Source organism: Acidimicrobiia bacterium, from assembly GCA_018057765.1.
Lineage (GTDB): Bacteria > Actinomycetota > Acidimicrobiia > IMCC26256 > JAGPDB01 > JAGPDB01.
Map to the genome: position 1 here is coordinate 35,877 of JAGPDB010000004.1, position 18,879 is coordinate 54,755.

At 33.5% G+C, this 18,879-nt stretch carries 16 protein-coding genes; 10 read left to right on the forward strand and 6 right to left on the reverse strand.

Annotated features, from left to right (window positions below):
- Window positions 1–7 precede the first annotated feature (7 nt).
- Genes mrdA through KBF89_02680 form a run of 4 tightly spaced genes read left to right on the forward strand, consistent with a single transcriptional unit; the run spans window position 8 to window position 5,679 of the window.
- Window positions 8–1,948, forward strand: a complete 1,941-nt coding sequence (mrdA, locus tag KBF89_02665; GenBank protein MBP9115224.1) for a penicillin-binding protein 2 — start codon at window positions 8–10, stop codon at window positions 1,946–1,948.
- Window positions 1,948–3,117: a rod shape-determining protein RodA gene (gene rodA, locus KBF89_02670; GenBank protein MBP9115225.1), complete on the forward strand. Its 1,170-nt coding sequence runs from the start codon at window positions 1,948–1,950 to the stop codon at window positions 3,115–3,117. Before mrdA ends, rodA begins: the two co-directional genes overlap by 1 nt.
- A gap of 24 nt (window positions 3,118–3,141) precedes the next feature.
- Complete coding sequence (locus KBF89_02675) at window positions 3,142–3,828, forward strand: SOS response-associated peptidase (protein MBP9115226.1); 687 nt, start codon at window positions 3,142–3,144, stop codon at window positions 3,826–3,828.
- A 39-nt stretch (window positions 3,829–3,867) separates the two neighbouring features.
- Window positions 3,868–5,679: an ABC transporter ATP-binding protein gene (locus KBF89_02680; protein MBP9115227.1), complete on the forward strand. Its 1,812-nt coding sequence runs from the start codon at window positions 3,868–3,870 to the stop codon at window positions 5,677–5,679.
- 26 nt (window positions 5,680–5,705) lie between these two features.
- On the opposite strand, the gene KBF89_02685 is transcribed toward KBF89_02680, so the two are convergent.
- The gene (locus KBF89_02685; GenBank protein MBP9115228.1) at window positions 5,706–6,293 is read right to left on the reverse strand and encodes a class I SAM-dependent methyltransferase; all 588 of its coding nucleotides are present in this window, start codon (window positions 6,291–6,293) and stop codon (window positions 5,706–5,708) included.
- A gap of 12 nt (window positions 6,294–6,305) precedes the next feature.
- Complete coding sequence (locus tag KBF89_02690; GenBank protein ID MBP9115229.1) at window positions 6,306–7,391, reverse strand: fatty acid desaturase; 1,086 nt, start codon at window positions 7,389–7,391, stop codon at window positions 6,306–6,308.
- A gap of 210 nt (window positions 7,392–7,601) precedes the next feature.
- On the opposite strand from KBF89_02690, the gene KBF89_02695 reads away from it, so the two are divergent.
- On the forward strand, window positions 7,602–9,317 hold the full coding sequence (locus KBF89_02695) for a CHASE domain-containing protein (GenBank protein MBP9115230.1): 1,716 nt from the start codon (window positions 7,602–7,604) through the stop codon (window positions 9,315–9,317).
- The gene (locus KBF89_02700; GenBank protein MBP9115231.1) at window positions 9,295–9,702 is read left to right on the forward strand and encodes a response regulator; all 408 of its coding nucleotides are present in this window, start codon (window positions 9,295–9,297) and stop codon (window positions 9,700–9,702) included. The genes KBF89_02695 and KBF89_02700 overlap by 23 nt, the downstream gene beginning before the upstream one ends.
- On the opposite strand, the gene KBF89_02705 is transcribed toward KBF89_02700, so the two are convergent.
- From KBF89_02705 to KBF89_02720, 4 genes are all read right to left on the reverse strand, one after another.
- A complete protein-coding gene (locus KBF89_02705) occupies window positions 9,699–10,373 on the reverse strand; it encodes a Crp/Fnr family transcriptional regulator (protein ID MBP9115232.1) in 675 nt (224 codons plus the stop codon). The genes KBF89_02700 and KBF89_02705 overlap by 4 nt on opposite strands.
- Before the next feature lie 90 nt (window positions 10,374–10,463).
- Window positions 10,464–10,793 carry a hypothetical protein gene (locus KBF89_02710; protein MBP9115233.1) on the reverse strand — a complete coding sequence of 110 codons (330 nt, stop codon included), beginning with the start codon at window positions 10,791–10,793 and terminating at the stop codon, window positions 10,464–10,466.
- A gap of 206 nt (window positions 10,794–10,999) precedes the next feature.
- Window positions 11,000–11,143, reverse strand: a complete 144-nt coding sequence (locus KBF89_02715) for a hypothetical protein (protein MBP9115234.1) — start codon at window positions 11,141–11,143, stop codon at window positions 11,000–11,002.
- Between the two features lie 253 nt (window positions 11,144–11,396).
- Window positions 11,397–12,164 (reverse strand): pyrimidine reductase family protein, encoded by a 768-nt coding sequence (locus KBF89_02720; protein ID MBP9115235.1) that lies wholly within the window; start codon window positions 12,162–12,164, stop codon window positions 11,397–11,399.
- A 157-nt stretch (window positions 12,165–12,321) separates the two neighbouring features.
- On the opposite strand from KBF89_02720, the gene KBF89_02725 reads away from it, so the two are divergent.
- From KBF89_02725 to rplU, 4 genes are all read left to right on the forward strand, one after another.
- Window positions 12,322–13,929, forward strand: a complete 1,608-nt coding sequence (locus tag KBF89_02725) for a copper resistance protein CopC (GenBank protein MBP9115236.1) — start codon at window positions 12,322–12,324, stop codon at window positions 13,927–13,929.
- A 429-nt stretch (window positions 13,930–14,358) separates the two neighbouring features.
- Complete coding sequence (locus KBF89_02730) at window positions 14,359–16,359, forward strand: Rne/Rng family ribonuclease (GenBank protein ID MBP9115237.1); 2,001 nt, start codon at window positions 14,359–14,361, stop codon at window positions 16,357–16,359.
- A 152-nt stretch (window positions 16,360–16,511) separates the two neighbouring features.
- Window positions 16,512–18,446: a PilZ domain-containing protein gene (locus KBF89_02735; protein MBP9115238.1), complete on the forward strand. Its 1,935-nt coding sequence runs from the start codon at window positions 16,512–16,514 to the stop codon at window positions 18,444–18,446.
- A gap of 101 nt (window positions 18,447–18,547) precedes the next feature.
- The gene (gene rplU, locus KBF89_02740) at window positions 18,548–18,847 is read left to right on the forward strand and encodes a 50S ribosomal protein L21 (protein MBP9115239.1); all 300 of its coding nucleotides are present in this window, start codon (window positions 18,548–18,550) and stop codon (window positions 18,845–18,847) included.
- Window positions 18,848–18,879: the final 32 nt, after the last annotated feature.

Below are 18,879 nucleotides of genomic sequence, written 5' to 3' on the forward strand. Positions count from 1 at the left end.
TATATAAATGACTGATCAGATTAGAGATAAAAGAATAGGTATTGTAGGTGTTGTAATAATCGCAATATTTTTGACTTTAGTATCGAGGCTTTGGTATTTACAGATAGCCAATGGTGATGAATACAAACAAGTTGCATCAAAAAATCAATATAGAACAGTTCAAAGCGAAGCACCAAGGGGACGGATTCTAGATGTAAATGGTGTTGTTTTAGTTGACAACCGAATCTCACGATCAATAGTTGTCGAGCGTTTAGAACTTAAAGACAAAAAAACTAGAGCAAAAGTAATAGAGAAATTATCAATTGTTTTAAATGTGGATCGTAAAGATATTGAAAAACGCATAGCAGATCAAAGAATTTCTCAATACAAACCAGTTCCAGTTGCATATGACGTTGATATTGACAAAATACAATATATTAAAGAACATCAAGAAGAATTTACTGGTGTTGATGCAGTGCCTCTTCCTATAAGACGCTATCCTCAAGGAAATGTTGCGCCTCATGTGATTGGCTATGTAGGAGAAATAAATGATGTTGAATTAGGTAAAAGAAAAAATGGATACCAGCTGGGTGAAATTATAGGTAAATCTGGAATTGAATTAGCATATGAAAAAGAACTTAGAGGGACACCTGCTAAATCAAAAGTGCAAGTAGATAAAAATGGTTCCGTATTAAAAACGGTTTCTTATACTCCTCCAATTCCTGGTGATGACATAATCTTATCGTTAGATGTCGATATACAAAAAAATGCAGAACAATCTTTGGCAGATCAAATTGATCTGACTAGAAAAGTACAAGATAAAAATACTAAAGATAAATTTGAAACATTTAAAGCACCTAGTGGTTCAGTAACTTTAATAGATCCTAATACTGGAAAAGTTAAAGCTATGGCAAGCTATCCAACATATGATCCATCTGCATTCGTAGGTGGTATTTCTACACAGGCATATCAAGAATTAACCGCACCGGACAGTGGGCTACCACTAAATAATTGGGCAACACAAGGCCAGTATGCACCAGGTTCTACATTTAAACTCATTTCAGCTTTAGCGGGTTTAAAGTCTGGAATTATTACACCAACATCTTCATTTGATGATACAGGGTCATTAAAAGTTTCTGATGTAACATTTTATAATGCTGGAAAAGAATCCAATGGCACAATAAATCTACCTACAGCAATCACCGTTTCATCAGATACATATTTTTATAATATCGGTTCTAAATTATGGTCCATGCAATATAAAAAGGACCCTAAAGGTGATGCCATTCAAGATACTGCTAGAGAATTTGGATTTGGAAAAAAGACAGGTATCACTATTGGTAACGAATCTATTGGACGTATTGCAGATCAAGAGTGGAAAGCTAAAGTTCATAAAGAAAATCCTGCTGCATTCCCTTATGCAGAATGGTTGCCAGGTGAAAATGTTTTTGCAGCCATTGGTCAAGGAGATAATTTAGCTACACCAATTCAACTTGCAACAGCTTACGGCGCTTTTTTAAATGATGGAAAGTTATATCAACCACAACTTGTTCAGGAGATCCGAAAGTTTGATAAGAATGGTAATTATAAATCCACCTTTCTTGCCTCAGTAAAAAATGGAACTATAGATTTAAATCCTACTTATGTAGAATCTATCAAACAAGGATTTTTTGGAGCGGTTAATAATGAAAAGGGTACTGCGCACCAAGCATTTCTGGGTTGGCCAAACACCATATCTGTTGGTGGTAAAACTGGTACAGCTGAAGTCCAAGGTAAACAAGATACCTCATTATTTGTAGGTTTTTCGCCAGTGGATAACCCTACGTTCGTTTGCGTTAGCATTGTAGAACAAGCAGGATTTGGTGCGTCAACCGCTGCTCCTATTGTTAGAAGAACATTAGAAGGAGCATACGCATTACCAATAAGCAATACTGGTTATGTAACTGTTGATGCTGGAGGATCAAGATAATGTCAACAATAGTTGGATCTTTTGCTAAAGCAAAAAAACAAATGATTTCTAAAGAATGGAAATATGTAGATCTATTATTATTAGGATCTGTCGGAGCCTTATCGATTTTGGGTTGCGTGATGGTATATTCTGCTTCGAAAGCTAGAGCACTTAGTCAAGGTCTAGATTCTACATATTATTTAGAACGCCAAGTAGCATTTGTGATTCTTGGATCAATCTTGATGGTTCTTGTTATGTTATTCGACTATCGAAAATTAAGAGACATGTCTCCTTTATTATATATAGCAATTATTGGAGCTTTAGGGTTAGTGTTAGTACCAGGCATAGGTTCATCTTCTAATGGAACTCAAGGCTGGTTCGCTTTACCTGGCGGTTTCCAACTTCAACCCAGCGAGTTCTCTAAATTCTTTCTAATTATTGCATTGGGTAGTTATATTTCTCAACATGAACAATTTCATTTTAGTGCGCTGATAAAAACAATGATTGTAGGTCTTCTTCCTGTGGGCTTAGTTTTAATGCAACCTGACTTAGGTACAGCAATGGTAATGGTAGTCGTGCTTATTGGTATGTTATGTGTCGCTGGCACAAGGGGTAGATTCTTAGTACTGATGGCTTTTATAGGTTTTATTGGTGTTGTCGGTGTATTACAATTAGGCGTTCTTAAACAATACCAAATTAATCGACTTACTGTTTTCTTGGACCAAGGGAGTGGTGCCAATGCATCTCGTGAATCACAAGGGTCAGCCTATAATCTTGATCAGTCTAAAACCGCTATCGGTAATGGTGGATTTTTGGGACAAGGAATATTTCAAGGTGATCAGACAAAATTAAATTATGTCCCAGAACAACATACCGATTTTATTTTTACTGCAATAGGCGAGGAACTAGGTTTCGTCGGATCTGTCAGTGTAATCTCCCTATTTGGGATAGTAGCTTGGCGGATTTGGCGTATCTCACGTGCTGCTCCAGATTCGGCTGGTACTTTTATTTGTATAGGGGTCGTGTCTATGTTTGTTTTTCATATATTTGAAAATATTGGTATGACAATGGGGATTATGCCTATTACTGGTATACCTTTGCCATTTATTAGCTATGGTGGTTCGTCGATTCTGTTAATGTTTTTATCTATTGGCTTGGTTAATAATGTCTATATTCATAGATTTGAGTAGATAGCTATGTGTGGTCGCTTGGTTATGTCGTCTACGCCTGCTGACTTTATTGACTATCTGCAATCAACTGGAGCGTTAGGCGATATATCTATAAAGAATGCTTTTAAAAACAGTTTCATCCCTCGTTATAATGTTGCTCCTGGTGCAAACATTTTTGCTATAACTAATTCGCGAGATGAAGAAGGTCTAGAGATCAATATGTTTAAATGGGGGTTGGTCCCTCATTGGGCAAAAGATGATTCTTTCGGTGCTAAATGTTTTAATGCTCGTGGAGAAACTATGACTACTAAACCTACTTTTCGCGAAGCTTTTAAGAAATCAAGATGTATTGTATTAGCAGATGGATATTATGAGTGGAAACAGTCTGGATATGCAGGGACAACTATGAAAAAATATCCATATTTCATTCATAATTCTAATTCTTCGCCTATGTTTTTAGCTGGACTATATGAGCTACAAACCAACTCAAGTGCTATTATCACTATAGAAGCAGATTCTAAAATGCGTGAAATTCATCATAGGAGACCAGCTTTTATTGATGTTGATTCTGCTCTAAATTGGCTTAAACCAGAAGCAAGCCAAGATGATCTACTCTCAATAATTCAAAGATCAAGTGACAAAAATATTGAAGCATATACAGTGTCAACATTGGTAAATAAGTCATACTTAGAAGGAGCAAGTCTTATTGAGAAAACTGATTCTCTGTTTTAATATATGGAAGATATCTTTGCATTCGTTTAAACTAGATTAATGAGTAGATCGAATAATGTTGATAAAAGAAAATTAGAAGTTGCATCAAAAGCCCAAAGGGCATTTATATTTAAACTTTTTTTAGAGAATTCTAAAGAAAAACGCTCATTTTTTTGGACAGCGGTAGTATTACAAATTTTTGCTATTGCAATGCAACAATTGGCTTATCTTTTTATAATTGCTAAAATTTTAAAAGATATTTCAAAACGTAAAGAAATAGAAACAATTGATCCTTATGTAAAACTAATTATTTTATTGGCTATTCTTGAGCTGATTGCTTTAATTGCAAGAAGAATTGCTACATACCTAGAGGAGAGATTTGATGCCATTTCGCGCAGGGCATTAATTAAGGAAATATATAATCGCCTTTTAGAGCAACCAGCTTATTTCCATCAATCTAAATTTGTTGGTGTTACTATAAATCTGATTTCTAAATGTTCTGACTGTTTTGGTAGGACTAGCGGAATATTCGTTTTTCCTATTTTATCTAATATTGTTGTTTTTATTGGAACAGGTATAATTCTTATCCCTATAATGCCTATTTATTTTTTAGCTATGGTAATTATTGGAGCTATATATTTAACTCTATATTTAAACTTTTTACCTCATCAAATGGCATTGAGCGCCGATGCATCTGATGCCTCGTCGAAACTATACGGTGCAATTGCAGATGGTATAAGTAATATTGCAGCAGTCAAGGCTGAATCAAATGAAGATATTGAACAAAGCAATGTGAGTTCTTTAGGAGACAAATGGGTATTACTTAATAAGAAGTTTGCTAAAAGGGTACTTATTGTTGATGCTCTAATAATCAATTCTATAAATCGATCTTTAAGAATACTAAGCATATTATTTGCTGTGATTTTAGCAATTGGTAATGTTAGTGGTGCGACGAATATATTTTTAGCTACAACTTTGACACTTGCATTCACTGAAGGCCTTTGGAGTATGGGTGATGCCATATATGAGCTAACTGTTGCTTTTGGTGAAGCTGCTCCCATGGTGCCAATATTGCAAGAGAAAATTGCAGTTGCAGATAAATCTAATGCTCATGACATCGGTATTATTAATGGTGAGATAGTTCTAAAAGATATTACTTTTAAATATCCGAATGCTAATAACGATGTTTTTGATGAATTAAATATTGTTATATCAAAAGGTGAGCGTGTTGGATTTGTAGGAAAATCTGGTGCAGGGAAATCTACATTAGTTAAATTAATTATGCGTTTTATCGATCCAATCTCAGGCGATATTCTGATAGATGGTAAAAGTATTTACGGTATTACTCAAGAATCATTAAGAAGAAATATTTCTTACGTTGCTCAAGAACCAATGCTATTTCACAGAACTGTATTCGAAAATATTACCTATAGTTGTGAGCAAGTTAGTAATGATCTGATAAATCAAGTGCTCATACGTTCGCACTGTAAAGAATTCATTGATGATTTACCCTTGGGCTTGAATTCAATTGTTGGTGAGCGAGGTGTAAATTTGTCTGGTGGTCAACGCCAAAGAATTGCTATAGCTCGCGCCATGCTAAAAAATGCTCCTATTTTAATTTTAGATGAAGCTACATCAGCTCTGGATTCAGAATCTGAATATTTTGTGCAAGAAGCATTCGCTAATTTAATGTCGTCAAGAACCACAATTGTAGTTGCACACCGATTGAGTACATTGCTAAATATGAATCGTATAGTTGTTCTTGACGGTGGAAAAATTGCAGAACAAGGCACTCATGTCGAATTAGTAGGCAATAATGGTATATATTCTTCTCTTTGGGAGCATCAACGTGGTGGCTTTATAACAGAATAATAGGAGCACTATTTGTTTAATGGGTATTAAGTGCTTCCCCAGAGTTTTTTGCAGATTTCCAACTTTGTTTTATCCTTAGATGAGAACGCAATGTCTCCAAAACGTATAGTTGTTGATCCAAGTTTGAGTATTTTATCTAAATATTCATCCACTCGATATATCTTGCTCGGTAATTCTAAATTTGTTGTAATTAATAACCCTGAATTATTCAGAAGTTCAATATAATCATCCACTTCATCAGGGTTTGGGCTGAACCCGTCGAAAAAAATGATATCGTATTTCTTGTTATCAATTTTTAAATCTTTTATTATTTTTCCTGAAACACCAAATAGGATCTCTACCTGATCGATAACATTGTTTTCTTTAAAGTTTTTTGTAGCTAGTTCACAATGTGTTTTATCTTTGTCTATTGTTGTTATTTTTACAGTGTCAAAAGCTCGTGCAAAACAATTTGTCGAATACCCAATTGATGTGCCTATCTCTAAAATATTTTCTGATCTTAACTCTTGAACTATATCAGTTAAAAATTGTCCATTTTCGAAAGGATATCCGCCACACTTATGTTGATTGCGGTGTTCAATAGTTAGCTCATAGTATTCGTTGTTTGAAATCATTTCTATTTAAATTTAACCAGTTATTTTTCCATCATAATTATGCCAAGTGTGATTCTCGAAATCATAAAGCTTACATTTAGAAGTTGTAGAGAAATAATCGTTAAATTTAAGTTTTCTCGATTTTATGTCTGGGTATAATTCAACTAAAGCATCACCTGCTTGTGGTAAATGATAACAAGGTATTCTCATATCAACATGGTGAGGTACATGAACAAAAATGTTATGAAAAAATAACCAATTAACCAGTGGCTGACATTTAAGTATCGTGGTTCCTTCAACTTGTCCTTTAAAGCTATCCCATTCACTTCTTGGCCACCATTTAATATCTGGTGCAATATGTTGTACATAAACAGTCCATCCAATAATTGACATAAATCCAAACCACGGAATTGCGATAATTTTAGTTAGCATCCAAATTGCTCCTAATATTGACCCATAGTGGAAAAATCCATATGTTATAAGTGTGAATACGGAAATCGTACCAAAAATTCCAACAAGACGAACATCTTTTTGAATGCGTAATTTATATCTTTCTGGGGGAGTGAACGAAATCATTTTATTCCACCAGACGTTTCTAATATAATAAAAACCTGATCCTAAAAAACTCCATTCAATGCGATGCTGAAATTTCTTATACTTATTCATTTGTGAATATTCTTCTATTGTTGAAGGCATCCATACAAAATCCATTTGTTCACGCACAGTGTGACCATGGTGAATTCTGTTGTGACCTAATAGCCAAGCTTCATAAGAGTGCAGTTCTGGCAAAAAGAGTAGCCGTCCAATAATTTTATTAGCTTTTTTTGAGTTCAAAAGAGAGTTGTGAGCACAATCATGACCAACGACGAACATTCCAGCAAGTGTAAATGAGCTGAAAACAAGACTTGGCAAAAGTATAAAGATATTATCACTAGAAAATAGGATTACTAAAGATACTAACCATAGAACTAAAGCTCGTATGACAATCAATGAACCTTTAAGGTTTGATCGTTCAAAACATTCTTTTGGTATTGCATTTATAGCTGGCTTAAGTGTTCCAACTTTTCGTGTGCCTACGCCTTTGAATTCACTTGAGATTGATTTTGTGTCGTTTATCATGACTGACCTTCCGTTAGGTAGGGAGAATATACATATATCATACTTATCTATATTAGATATGTCCACTAGTGTGCTTATTTTTGTGTGCAATAATCAACTTTTTGTATCTATAGTATAAATAAGGCAATTCTATACTGATCTTTTGTTTTATAGGTTTTATCTATATAAAATTTAAGATGCTATGGTCTTTATTGTTTAAGGAGAAAATACTTGAAATTCAAGTCAAAGGTAAGTTCACCAATTATTGCATCTGTGATTATTTTTATTTTAGGATTAACAGCTACATATGTCACCTGGAATGAATCTCGGGATAAAACTTTTCAAAGAACAGAGACTCAACAAAAAGAAATAACAAATTCTCTTGAGTCTGGAATTAGAACAAAAACTACAGCAATAGAAGAAATATTGCATGGCACGATGTCTTTTACATCTAACTATGATTTTAATTCGGACAGATTCTCAAAATATTTGGATTCATTAAAGATCTCTCAAAGATATTCAAGTATTGATTCAATAGGTTATATTGCTTTGATTGATAGTGAAGAATTAGAGCCAATACTAGCGATAATGAGACAAACGATTGATCCAAATTTTACAATTTACCCTTCAAGTAAACAAGAAAAATATGCACCCGTATTATTCATAAAATCAATTGCCGATAAGTATAAGCGCTCTAATATTCTAGGTTTAAATTTATTCTCTGACAAAAAATTCTCAGAATTATTAGAAAAAGCAAATAAAGAATCAAAACCAACTTTTTCAGGTTTAACATCTTTTACTGGATATAAAGATAACGACTCCCAGTCGAGTATTGTTTATATTTCTCCAATATATTCTTCAAGCAATCAAATATCTGCAAATATTACAGGCTATGTTTTTGCAACAATACGAGCATCTTCGATGATAAGAAATGTTGTAGCTGCTATCGATCCTAATATAAATGTAAGTGTTTATGACAGTAAAATTATCGATAAATCAAAATTACTCTATGGCATATATGATAAAAATACTACTGATGATTATCTCAAAACATTTAATATTGGCGGACGCTCGTGGCTAATAGATTTAAGAGCTAACACGAATACTAGTTCCAATTCTAATAATCAATCGGGTACCCTGTTGATTCTTGGTTTTGTACTCTCGCTTTTGATTTCACTATTTTTATTATTTGTCATTAAGTCTAAATCAAGAGAAATTGAATTAGAAAAACAATTAGATATTGATTCAGCAAAAGAAGACCTGATATCGCTTGCATCACATCAACTGAGAACACCAGCAACCAGCGTTAAGCAGTATTTAGGGCTCGTGCTAGAAGGTTATGTAGGAGATATAACTAAAGAACAGGAAATGATGTTGACAAAGGCAAATGAATCCAATGAACGACAATTAGCTGTAGTAAATCAAATTTTAAACTTATCAAAACTTGATAATAATAGTGTTACATTAAAGAAAATACAGGTCGATTTAATATCTTTGGCAAATGACGTTATATTAGATCAAACCCTTTTACTCTCAGACATGGATGTAACAGTAAAACCAAAAGAGTCAAAAATATTCGCAGATGTAGATCCATTATATATGAGGATGGTCATAGAAAATTTAGTTACAAATGCAGCTAAATATTCATCTACCAGCACAAATATTGACATAGAAATATCGGAATCACAAGAAGAGTTTTGTGTTGCAATAAGGGACTATGGAATAGGTATCGAAAGCGAAGACCTTGATAATCTGTTTGTATTATTTAATAGAATTGATAATGATTTAACTACTAACATAAGTGGCACAGGGATTGGTTTGTATATTAGCAAATTGATCGTCAACCTTCACGGTGGAACAATTGAAGTAGAATCTGTTATTGGTGAAGGATCGACATTTAAAGTATGTTTACCTAAAGAAGCCGATGGGACAACAAATGCTAGTTGATAGTTCAAATAAAAAAATTCTAGTAGTCGAAGATGATGTCGATTTAAACAATACCTATAGTATTGTTTTAAGGAAAGAGGGCTTAGATGTGTCTTCTGCAAAAGATGGACTAGAAGCTATCAAATTGTTAGATAAATTTACCCCTGATCTAGTTCTACTAGATTTGCGAATGGCAAAGATGGGTGGAGTGGAATTTTTAAAAGAATCCAATATTGCTAACAATCTTCCGAATACTAAAATAATAATATTTACAAATTTTGATTTAAATGATGAAATACAAGAAGCATTTGAATTAGGTGCGAGTCGGTATGTGCTTAAAGCAATGTTGTCGCCTAAACAGCTTGTTAAATTAGTAGAAGAAGAATTGGATATAGAAGTAAGTTAAGAGATCTCAATATCTTTCCATTCCTCAGTTCCTATTAAGTCCGATAGTGCTTTTATATCAACGGTATAGTGGAATGAATCGTATTCAATAATATTTAGTTTTTTTAATTTCCCCAATTCAGTTGCAGCTGTTTCTCTTGCTACTCCTACCATATTTGCAATGTCATGTTGCTTGAGCCGAAGCACAATAAGCCAATTACCAGCTTTATTTTTTTCGCCAAATCTCAAAACTAAGTATTGCAGGATCCTCAGTATTTTATCTTGTGCGCGTGTCTGTTCTAAGGCCTGTATATGAATTTTTGCACCTACATATTGTGTAGCTATGCTATCTAATATAATGTTAGATAATTTTATATTGTTATTAAATTCTTTTCTAAGAATTTCTGTTGGTATTACTGCAATTTCTACGTCGCTCGTTGCTTCGTAGTAATGAAGACAAGAAGTATTTTTTTCAAAAACTACTTCAACAGGGAATATGTTACCTGTTGAAATGAATGAGATATTACTTTCATCTCCACGTGTATTTAATGAATAGATCCTTACCGTTCCATTTACAACTATATAAGAAGATCTAGGTATTTCACCCTGATAAATAATTGTACGACCTCGCGCAACCTTCTTTAAAGGAAAAGAAGAAATCATCTCTTCTAAAACTGGGTCTAAATTCGGCATTTATATATGCTAACTCTTGATAAGTTTATTTTCAGCAATATATAGCAGATTTAATCTGTGTTTTAAGTGGAGCTATTTATATAAATCTAATCAGCTATTTTTGAATTTAGTTATTTTGTCAACTAATTCCTTTTTTAAATCTTTGTTTTTAGAGGTGAAATCTTTTGTGATCAATTTTCCTTTAGTCTCGATTTCATCAGCTTTTCCTACTACTTCATCCAATTTATCAAACGATTTATGAGCTCCACTCTTAGCCAAGTCTTTCGCAACTTCAGCTTTTTCGTCAATTAACTCGTCAATTTTATTGCGAGACTCTTTTGTATTGATTTTTTTCGCAAGTAAAAGTCCCCATCTTGTTAGAGCTGCAATGATCGCAGTTTTAAATAAAAACTTAAAAAATCTTGATATTATCTTTGTCATAAGTTGTTCCTCTGTATTTCTGTTTGTTTTAATCTTATCTTAATGATGATCTTTTTCTGTAATATTCTTAACAATTAGATGTAAATTAACCAATATCTTAACTAAATCTTAATATGTATATAAAAGCTGGGTTTACCAATAAGTAGTGGGTCTATCTATCTTAGAAGTATTTAAGATAGATAGACCCACAATATCTACTTATCTATCTACTTGTCTTTATTTTCTTCAGCTTCCTCTTCGAGGTGACGTTTCTCATTTTTAATTTCACCTTTCATTTCGTGTAATTTGTCGTCTACCTTATCTTTTGCATCATCATATGCTGATTTGGCTTTATCTATTACCTCTCCCATTGAGAACCTTTCTGTATGTTTATTGACAGTACTATTAGAACATGTTCATATAACTTTTAAAGTTATATTTCTAACAATTTTCACTTTAAGTAGTTACTTTTTATTAAATGATTTAATCTTCAATAAGCCCTGGTATGAAATAATATATAGCCACAAACTATGTAAGGATATTGTGTTTTGAATGAAGAACATTTATTGTAATATATAGTGAAGTTGAGATTGCACTTCCTGTAAATCATAGAGATGAGTATGTTTAAACTTGGCTTCTAGCCTTAGTCAATCTAAAGAATAGTTGTTCTTGTTCTAAAAATATATTTCTGTATTCAAATCCGATAGGTATATCTATATTGAGGCCATCAAAAAGTCGTTTACCATTTCCGCCAACAATCTTTGGTGTTATCGTCAAACATAATTCATCTATTAAATCCTCATTTAATAAACTTGTGTTTAAAGAAGGGCCTCCCTCACATAAAATATTTTTGTGACCTAACTTCACTAGCGTATCTACTGCAATATTTAGGTCAACTTCTACTTTGCCGCAGACATAAATATCAGCGAGACTATTTGCTTTTAATGCAGATTTAGATCCAATTTCTGTAGTTAATAATATAGGTTTAGTAATTGCCTTGGTGAAAAAGTCTGTTTCAAAATTAAACTTACCGCTATTAGATATTACAGCAATTGGTGGTATAGAAATTTGCTTACTTTCTCTTCTGTTTATAATCTCTTTTTTAGTCAGGGAAACTGGTCCGTATTTTTCTGTTCGCATAGTACCTGCACCTACCAGAATAACATCGGACAAGCTTCTCAGTATATGGAAAACTTTCCTATCAATATCACTACTTAATCCTCTTGCTGTACCACTTAGCGAAATAGCTCCGTCAATACTAGTAACCATATTTAAACGTAGAAATTTTTTGACAGCATCTGATACATTTATCGCAAATGCAGTTTCTATATCTATTGATTCAATACTATTTGGAAATATTTGTCTTAGTGCATTAACTGATTCTGTAGTCATATTAATTGTATATTAGCCAATAATTTTTTAAATGCAGAAATATTAATAAATAATTCGGGATCTACCATATGGATTGTTAAGATTATATATCTTAACAATCCATAAGCATCGCTCAATTTCAATCTATCTAAGCACTATTGTATTTTTTTGCATAATAGTGGTTCAGTCCATTCCTGCTTATGCACATAGCGAATTCACATCTAGCAATCCTACTAACGGTGCTGTATTAAAAGAATCACCAAAGAACATTGAAATATCATTTAGCGACAAAATAAATTTAAGTTTTGACTCATTTAGGTTATTAGATAGCGATTCAAAACAAATCAAAACGAAAATGCCAAAAGTAGAGAAAACTGGAAATTCAATGATTGTCGAAATTCCGAAACTCAAAGATGGTCATTATGTTGTTGTCTATTCAATAGTTTCAGAAGATTCACATGTTATCAAAGGTGCAATATCATTTTCAGTGGGAAAAAAAGTGATACAAAATGTTGATGATAATCAGATTTCAAAATTATTAGAATCTAAAAAAACACCAACATATTTGGATTTTACAAGAAATATCCTGCAATTTATTCTATATATATCGATTGCACTGACCATTTTTTTAATTGTATTTCGAGTTTTTATTTTTGATGATATAAAAAATAAGCAGCTAAATATTCTGTTCTATTTAGCAACTATTTTTGGGATAACATCATCAATCTTGAGCATTGGAATTCAAGCAGCCGCCGAGGGCAGTTTTTCTATTAGTAAAGTATTCTCATCAACTATAATTTTCCAAGAAATAGATACGCGTATAGGAACACTTTATGCAATACGTGCTGTTCTATTCATTTTGCTCGCAGTTTTATGGAAATTGAATATCAAAATATTTACAAAATTTATTTTACCAATATTGGCCTTATCTATATTGTTAACAATCGCACTAGCAGGCCATGCTTCGTCAGGTGAATACCAACAGATTGCTTTTATATTCGACATTATTCATGTCTTAGCTGCCAGCATATGGTTTGGCGGATTATTGGCGTTGCCTATATTATTAAAGAAGGCGAATTATAAAGAAATACTTCGAAAATTTTCAACAATTGCATTGTATTGCGTTATTGCAATATTAGTTACTGGTATTTTTGCTGCTTGGAGACAAATAGGAAATGTTGAAGTTGCAATAAATACATTTTATGGAAAATTAGTTTTAGCTAAAATGGCCATGTATATATTGTTAATATTAACCGCGGTTTATACTAGAAAGTTCACGAGAATGATTCTGAAACAAGAGGCCAACATATCAGATGATACAAGAATAAAGAAACGGATTCTTAAATATATTTATTTTGAATGTTTAGTTTTAATATTTGTGATGTCTACGACTTCTGTATTGGTAAATGCTGTGCCAGCAAGAATCTCTTATAATGCTTCTGTAACAAAACAAGTGGTGACAAAAAAATCTATTATTGAAATTACAGTCGACCAAACAAAATTTGGTCCTAACGAAATTCATGTTTATGTTTTAAACAAAAATGGTACGCCTAAACAGGTAGGGGTAGGCATTAATACGTTGCAAGAAAAAATTGCGGTACTATCGTGGTCTAATCCGGACGCGAAAATAGACAAATTGCCTGTAGATTTAAGATTTTTGGGATTGAATCACTTTATATCAACAAATTCTTTTATACCTTCACCAGGAAATTGGGAATTACAAGTACGAATTAACATTGACGATTTTAATTCTGAATATGCTTCTATAAAAATTAATTTTAATTAAAGTTTAATAAACTTGTGTTGGAATTTTCACTCCAATTCTATCTATATCGTCTGTTTTCGACCAAACCTTTAGAAAAAATTTTAATTTCTAAATACCGCCATTATACAGGGATAATAGCTTTTTGTTTAGCTAAAACAAGACCTAAACTTTAGTCCTGCGTATCGACTGTCGAGTAATATGGTTAATAGCTCGCTTATGAAAGCCATTTGTGTTTTAGTCGAAAAATTGAGACAGCACTATAAATCAGCTCTTATAAAATGAACTACGAAAGATAAACACCATGAACATAGCAAATATAACATTTTTATTGATAATAATTGCCTCATTATGTTTATGTATAGATCACTTTTTTAAAATTCAAAATCAAGTTGCAAAATTGCAACGCCACTATGCAAATGCAAAAGTGGAAAATCAAATTAAAGGTTTAAAATGTCCGACAATATACAATCCGGTGACGCAGAATTTAACTCACCAAATACAACAACAGAGAAAATATTAGAAACTCAAGTACCTAGACGACGTCGCAGAACAACACTCACAACGAGCGAAGATGACAACGACAGAGCTTTTACCAATGAAGATATAGCTGCTGAAGCAAAAATAGAAGCAATAGATGAATCAATTGCTGGTTCAGAGCCGCAAGCTCAATCAAAGGCTAAAAGTACTGAGGCTAAAATATCAAGAAGAAGACGTACATCAGCGCCAGATACAGCTACTGAATCGGAAGAAATAAAGCCGAAAGTAATTCCAAAGCCAACAATAGGTTCAAGTATTCCACCGTCTTTCGTTAACCAAGTTAATGCTGATATAAAAGATCGTGAAACTAAGAAAAATTCTGCAAACGAGAAAACATCTCGTAAAAGAACACAAAAAGATGTTACGAAAAAGGAATCTTCGAGATCTCACAAAAAATTGCGGTCAGATTCCCCAAGAAGTGAATCAAATTTATCTTATATTGAAGCTGATTTAGGCGATGATGATGCAGTAAAACTAGATAAAAAAACTCTAAAAGCTCGCCGTGGGCAATCTCGTAAGGGTAAACCAACGGGACGTTATACAATGTATGCTCATGTTGACAAAAAAGGTAATACACAATTAGCTATAACCGAAGGAAGAATTCTTACCGAGCACTATGTAGCTAGACCTGATATTGACGAAACTACATCAATTGATGGAAACATATATTTAGGAAAGGTACAAAATGTTTTACCTGGAATGGAAGCTGCCTTTGTAGATATTGGTACCCCAAAAAATGCAGTACTTTATCGTGCGGATTTAGTATTAGATGAAGAACATGGTGGCGATTCTGATGGCGAACAGCATTCAAGAGGTCGTTCACATTCAAGATCGAATAATTCTTCAATTCGTATAGAAAATATCTTAAAAAATAATCAGATGACTATGGTTCAAGTAACGAAGAACCCTATTATGCATAAAGGAGCAAGGTTAACTCAAGAAGTTTCATTAGCTGGTAGATTCGTTGTACTTATACCCAACCAGCCAACAACATATGGAATTTCAAAACGATTGCCTGACGATGAAAGAAGAAGGCTTCGAAGAATATTAGATGCTATTCGTCCAGATGATGCTGGTTTAATTGTGCGAACAGCTGCAGAAGGCGCGACTGACGATGAACTTCGACGTGACATGCTGAGATTAGTTGATCAATGGTCACAAATTAAAGAATTAAGTGTACGCGCTGCTAAATCAAAAAAACCTACTTTATTATATAAAGAACCTGATTTAGTTATGCGAATGATACGTGAAGAATTCAATCGTGAATATCGAGCAATAGTTGTTGATAATGAAGAATTACACAATGAAATTAAAAAATATGTTGAAGCAATTATGCCTGAGCTTACAGAACGAGTCGAATTTTATCAAGACAAAAAGAAATTAGAATTATTTGAACGATATCATATAACTGAACAATTGGTAAAAGGTCTTGATCGTAAGGTTTGGTTACCAAGTGGTGGCTCATTAATCATTGAACGCACAGAGGCTCTTACAGTAATCGATGTTAATACCGGAAAAAATGTTGGTACTACCAATCTAGAAGAAACCGTATTTGATAATAATATTGAAGCGGCACATGAGATCGCTCATCAATTAAGACTCAGAGACATCGGCGGAATCATAGTAATTGACTTCATCGATATGGAGATAGAAAAAAATCGAATTAAATTGACTGAAACTTTACGTGAAGCATTAGCAAGAGATAAGACACGTACTCAAGTCTTTGAAGTTACAGAACTTGGGTTAGTTCAAATGACTCGCAAGCGTTTAAGCGAAGGTATGGTAGAAAGTTTTACCTATGAGTGTCAAACTTGTGGTGGTCGTGGTTTCGTTATTGAAGACGAGATGGTTGGTGGGTACTCACCCGAGCAACTACTTTTAGATAGTAAATCAATGGCTCAACCTAAAGCCTAGAATCACACAAATTAATATTTGGACAACTTTGGACAATGTATTCTGTCCATATTGCCTTAAATGCGTAATTTATAGACAATTTCTTCATATTTTTACTTGAGTTTCACTCAAATTGTTTCGATAACCTATAGATCAATAATCGGAGGTAATCAATGTATAAAATTAAAAAACTAGGTGCTGTACTGACTGTATTAAGTGCAATCGCATATATTGTTTTTAGAGCTAGTACTCTTACTTCGTCTGGATCATTATTTAATGTAGTCTCTTTCGCGATAGAAACTACCTGTGCTTTAGCATTCGCAACTGAAGCAATTTTGCTTAGCGTAATAATGCCAACTAAGAAATTTCATTCAAGCGAAGACGAAATTATGCAGTCAGCATCTAGATTATTGTCGTCAAACACAACTGCGTCTAATTCAATTATAGGTGGTACTTCGGACACAAAAATTGGTGTGACACAAGAGACTACAATTTCAAAATATATTGAGGAAGCTGATGTAGTTGTTTTTGTAGAGACAGCAACACCAGCTGATCTAAGAAGAAATTTCTTATCCTTAGAAGGTATTGAAGGTATTCATTCTGTTTTCGTAATTGATCCAACTCAATCAAGTTCCACAAAAGAATTATGTAAAGAATTTAGCCATGAGCTAATAACAAATTTTTCTCAAACTGCAATTAATACTTCAACATATTTAGTATGTCGAGGTGTCGATATAATTTATCCAGATGTTCTGAACATCGCAAGACATTATGATTTTAAAGGTAAGGCATGGCTTGAATTGCGAAGTGTTTATTCTGACGAACACGTATTTGGTGGTAAGAGTGAAGTAGTTATTGATGATAAGAGACAAATGATCCGTGAATCTTTAAGTTCACGCTCACTAGCTCCATGGTCTACAGGTCCAGCCATAGTTGGAGTCGACAAGCTGGAATCATTTTCAAAAGTAACTCGTGCTCAAGATTTTTTCAACATTTGTGAAAAGAATTCGATTCATGGTGTAATTACTGAAGAAATCGCTTCTGAAGAACTATCACATGAACAAACATTCTCTGAGATTTTGTGGAGAAACCTCGAAATGTCATATTTAGTAAAATCTTTTGGCGCTAAATATTCAAAATCTTCACAAAGAATATTAGGTACATTTATAAAAATATTTTCATTCTTTTCGGTTACAAGTATTTTAAGGCGCCTTGCTTTATTAAGTGCAACTATTTATATTGTGCTTGTACCAAAAACAATTGAATATGTGGATTCGACATATGTCGCAATCTCTGCTGTTCTACTATGTCTTGCAGTCTTTGGTTCTTATATGGCTGGTGATAGAAGACCTTTCGTATTTAGAGTTAGAGAATTTTATTTTGATATCGAGGCAGTACTTTGGAATTTTTATAAAAAAACAATATTGAAAATGGATTACAAGAAAATGGTTAACCTGACAAAAAGAATGCCGGCAGTGTCCACATTGTTAATAGCAGCAGACGCAGCAATTGTGTATAGGGTTTATAGAGAATCAAATTTATTGCCAGGTGCTGGAGTGACAACCATTTCAAGAAATATAACTATGATTGCTGGGTATGCGCTTATTGTCTCTCTACTTTTTGGACTCTCAATGGTTGTTGTTACTCAAATGCGAAAATCGATACGTCGTGAAGTTTCGCGAGGAGCTGTAGTAAACGAAGAGCCTGTTTCAATGGTAGACCTATCACCAGGAGGGGCTGGCATCATTTCTTCTGTGGCCTATAAAGTCGGAGAACATGTTAAATTTAAATCAAAATTATCTTCTCTAAATAATGAGCCGCTTGAATGCTCTGCAACAGTTCGGTCATGCTTTGAGAAAACTGGTAATTATAGAGTTGGTATAGAGTTTGATGAATTGATACAAGACCAAATTGATGAGTTAGAGACCTATTGCTTGGTGACGTATCCGCATTCATTGGCTCGCAATACTGATGGAGTCAGGGAAAGAAACGATTCATCTACCTCTAAAGTTGTTGGTAAGTCACAACGTAGAGCACTTGCATATGCATGTTCATTTGTTGCTTTAGGATCAGTGTTTTACTCGAATATCAGCCATTGGATTAAATAGAATACTTATATTTCATAACATTCCAAAGCTAAGTGCCTCTTCATTTGGAATTCCACCTTTGATTTCTAGTAGTATTTATAGTTCCTCGGAGGAGATTTTTAATGTATGCAATCATAAATACTGGCGGTAAGCAATATAAGGTAGAACAAGGCGATGAAATCGTTGTTGAGCGAATCCATAATGAAGAAAACGCTGTAAGACCAATAATGATAGTTGACGGAAAAACAGTAATCAGTGCTAAATCAGCGCTTGAAAAAGCAAAAATTGGCTTTTCTATTATTGGTGATACAACTGGAAAAAAGATCGATGGTTTTAACTATAAGTCAAAAGCCAACCAACGTAAACGATATGGCCATCGCCAAAAGTATCACGTTATTAAAATCGATAAGATCACTGCATAACAGTAGATTCAACAAATTTATAGTCTGGAGAG

Bases quoted from the DNA above. Each gene is read 5' to 3' on its own strand.
- mrdA (MBP9115224.1), top strand. From the start codon at position 8: ATGACTGATCAGATTAGAGATAAAAGAATAGGTATTGTAGGTGTTGTA.
- rodA (MBP9115225.1), top strand. From the start codon at position 1,948: ATGTCAACAATAGTTGGATCTTTTGCTAAAGCAAAAAAACAAATGATT.
- KBF89_02675 (MBP9115226.1), top strand. From the start codon at position 3,142: ATGTCGTCTACGCCTGCTGACTTTATTGACTATCTGCAATCAACTGGA.
- KBF89_02680 (MBP9115227.1), top strand. From the start codon at position 3,868: ATGAGTAGATCGAATAATGTTGATAAAAGAAAATTAGAAGTTGCATCA.
- KBF89_02685 (MBP9115228.1), bottom strand. From the start codon at position 6,293: ATGATTTCAAACAACGAATACTATGAGCTAACTATTGAACACCGCAAT.
- KBF89_02690 (MBP9115229.1), bottom strand. From the start codon at position 7,391: ATGATAAACGACACAAAATCAATCTCAAGTGAATTCAAAGGCGTAGGC.
- KBF89_02700 (MBP9115231.1), top strand. From the start codon at position 9,295: ATGGGACAACAAATGCTAGTTGATAGTTCAAATAAAAAAATTCTAGTA.
- KBF89_02705 (MBP9115232.1), bottom strand. From the start codon at position 10,373: ATGCCGAATTTAGACCCAGTTTTAGAAGAGATGATTTCTTCTTTTCCT.
- KBF89_02710 (MBP9115233.1), bottom strand. From the start codon at position 10,793: ATGACAAAGATAATATCAAGATTTTTTAAGTTTTTATTTAAAACTGCG.
- KBF89_02715 (MBP9115234.1), bottom strand. From the start codon at position 11,143: ATGGGAGAGGTAATAGATAAAGCCAAATCAGCATATGATGATGCAAAA.
- KBF89_02720 (MBP9115235.1), bottom strand. From the start codon at position 12,164: ATGACTACAGAATCAGTTAATGCACTAAGACAAATATTTCCAAATAGT.
- KBF89_02730 (MBP9115237.1), top strand. From the start codon at position 14,359: ATGTCCGACAATATACAATCCGGTGACGCAGAATTTAACTCACCAAAT.
- KBF89_02735 (MBP9115238.1), top strand. From the start codon at position 16,512: ATGTATAAAATTAAAAAACTAGGTGCTGTACTGACTGTATTAAGTGCA.
- rplU (MBP9115239.1), top strand. From the start codon at position 18,548: ATGTATGCAATCATAAATACTGGCGGTAAGCAATATAAGGTAGAACAA.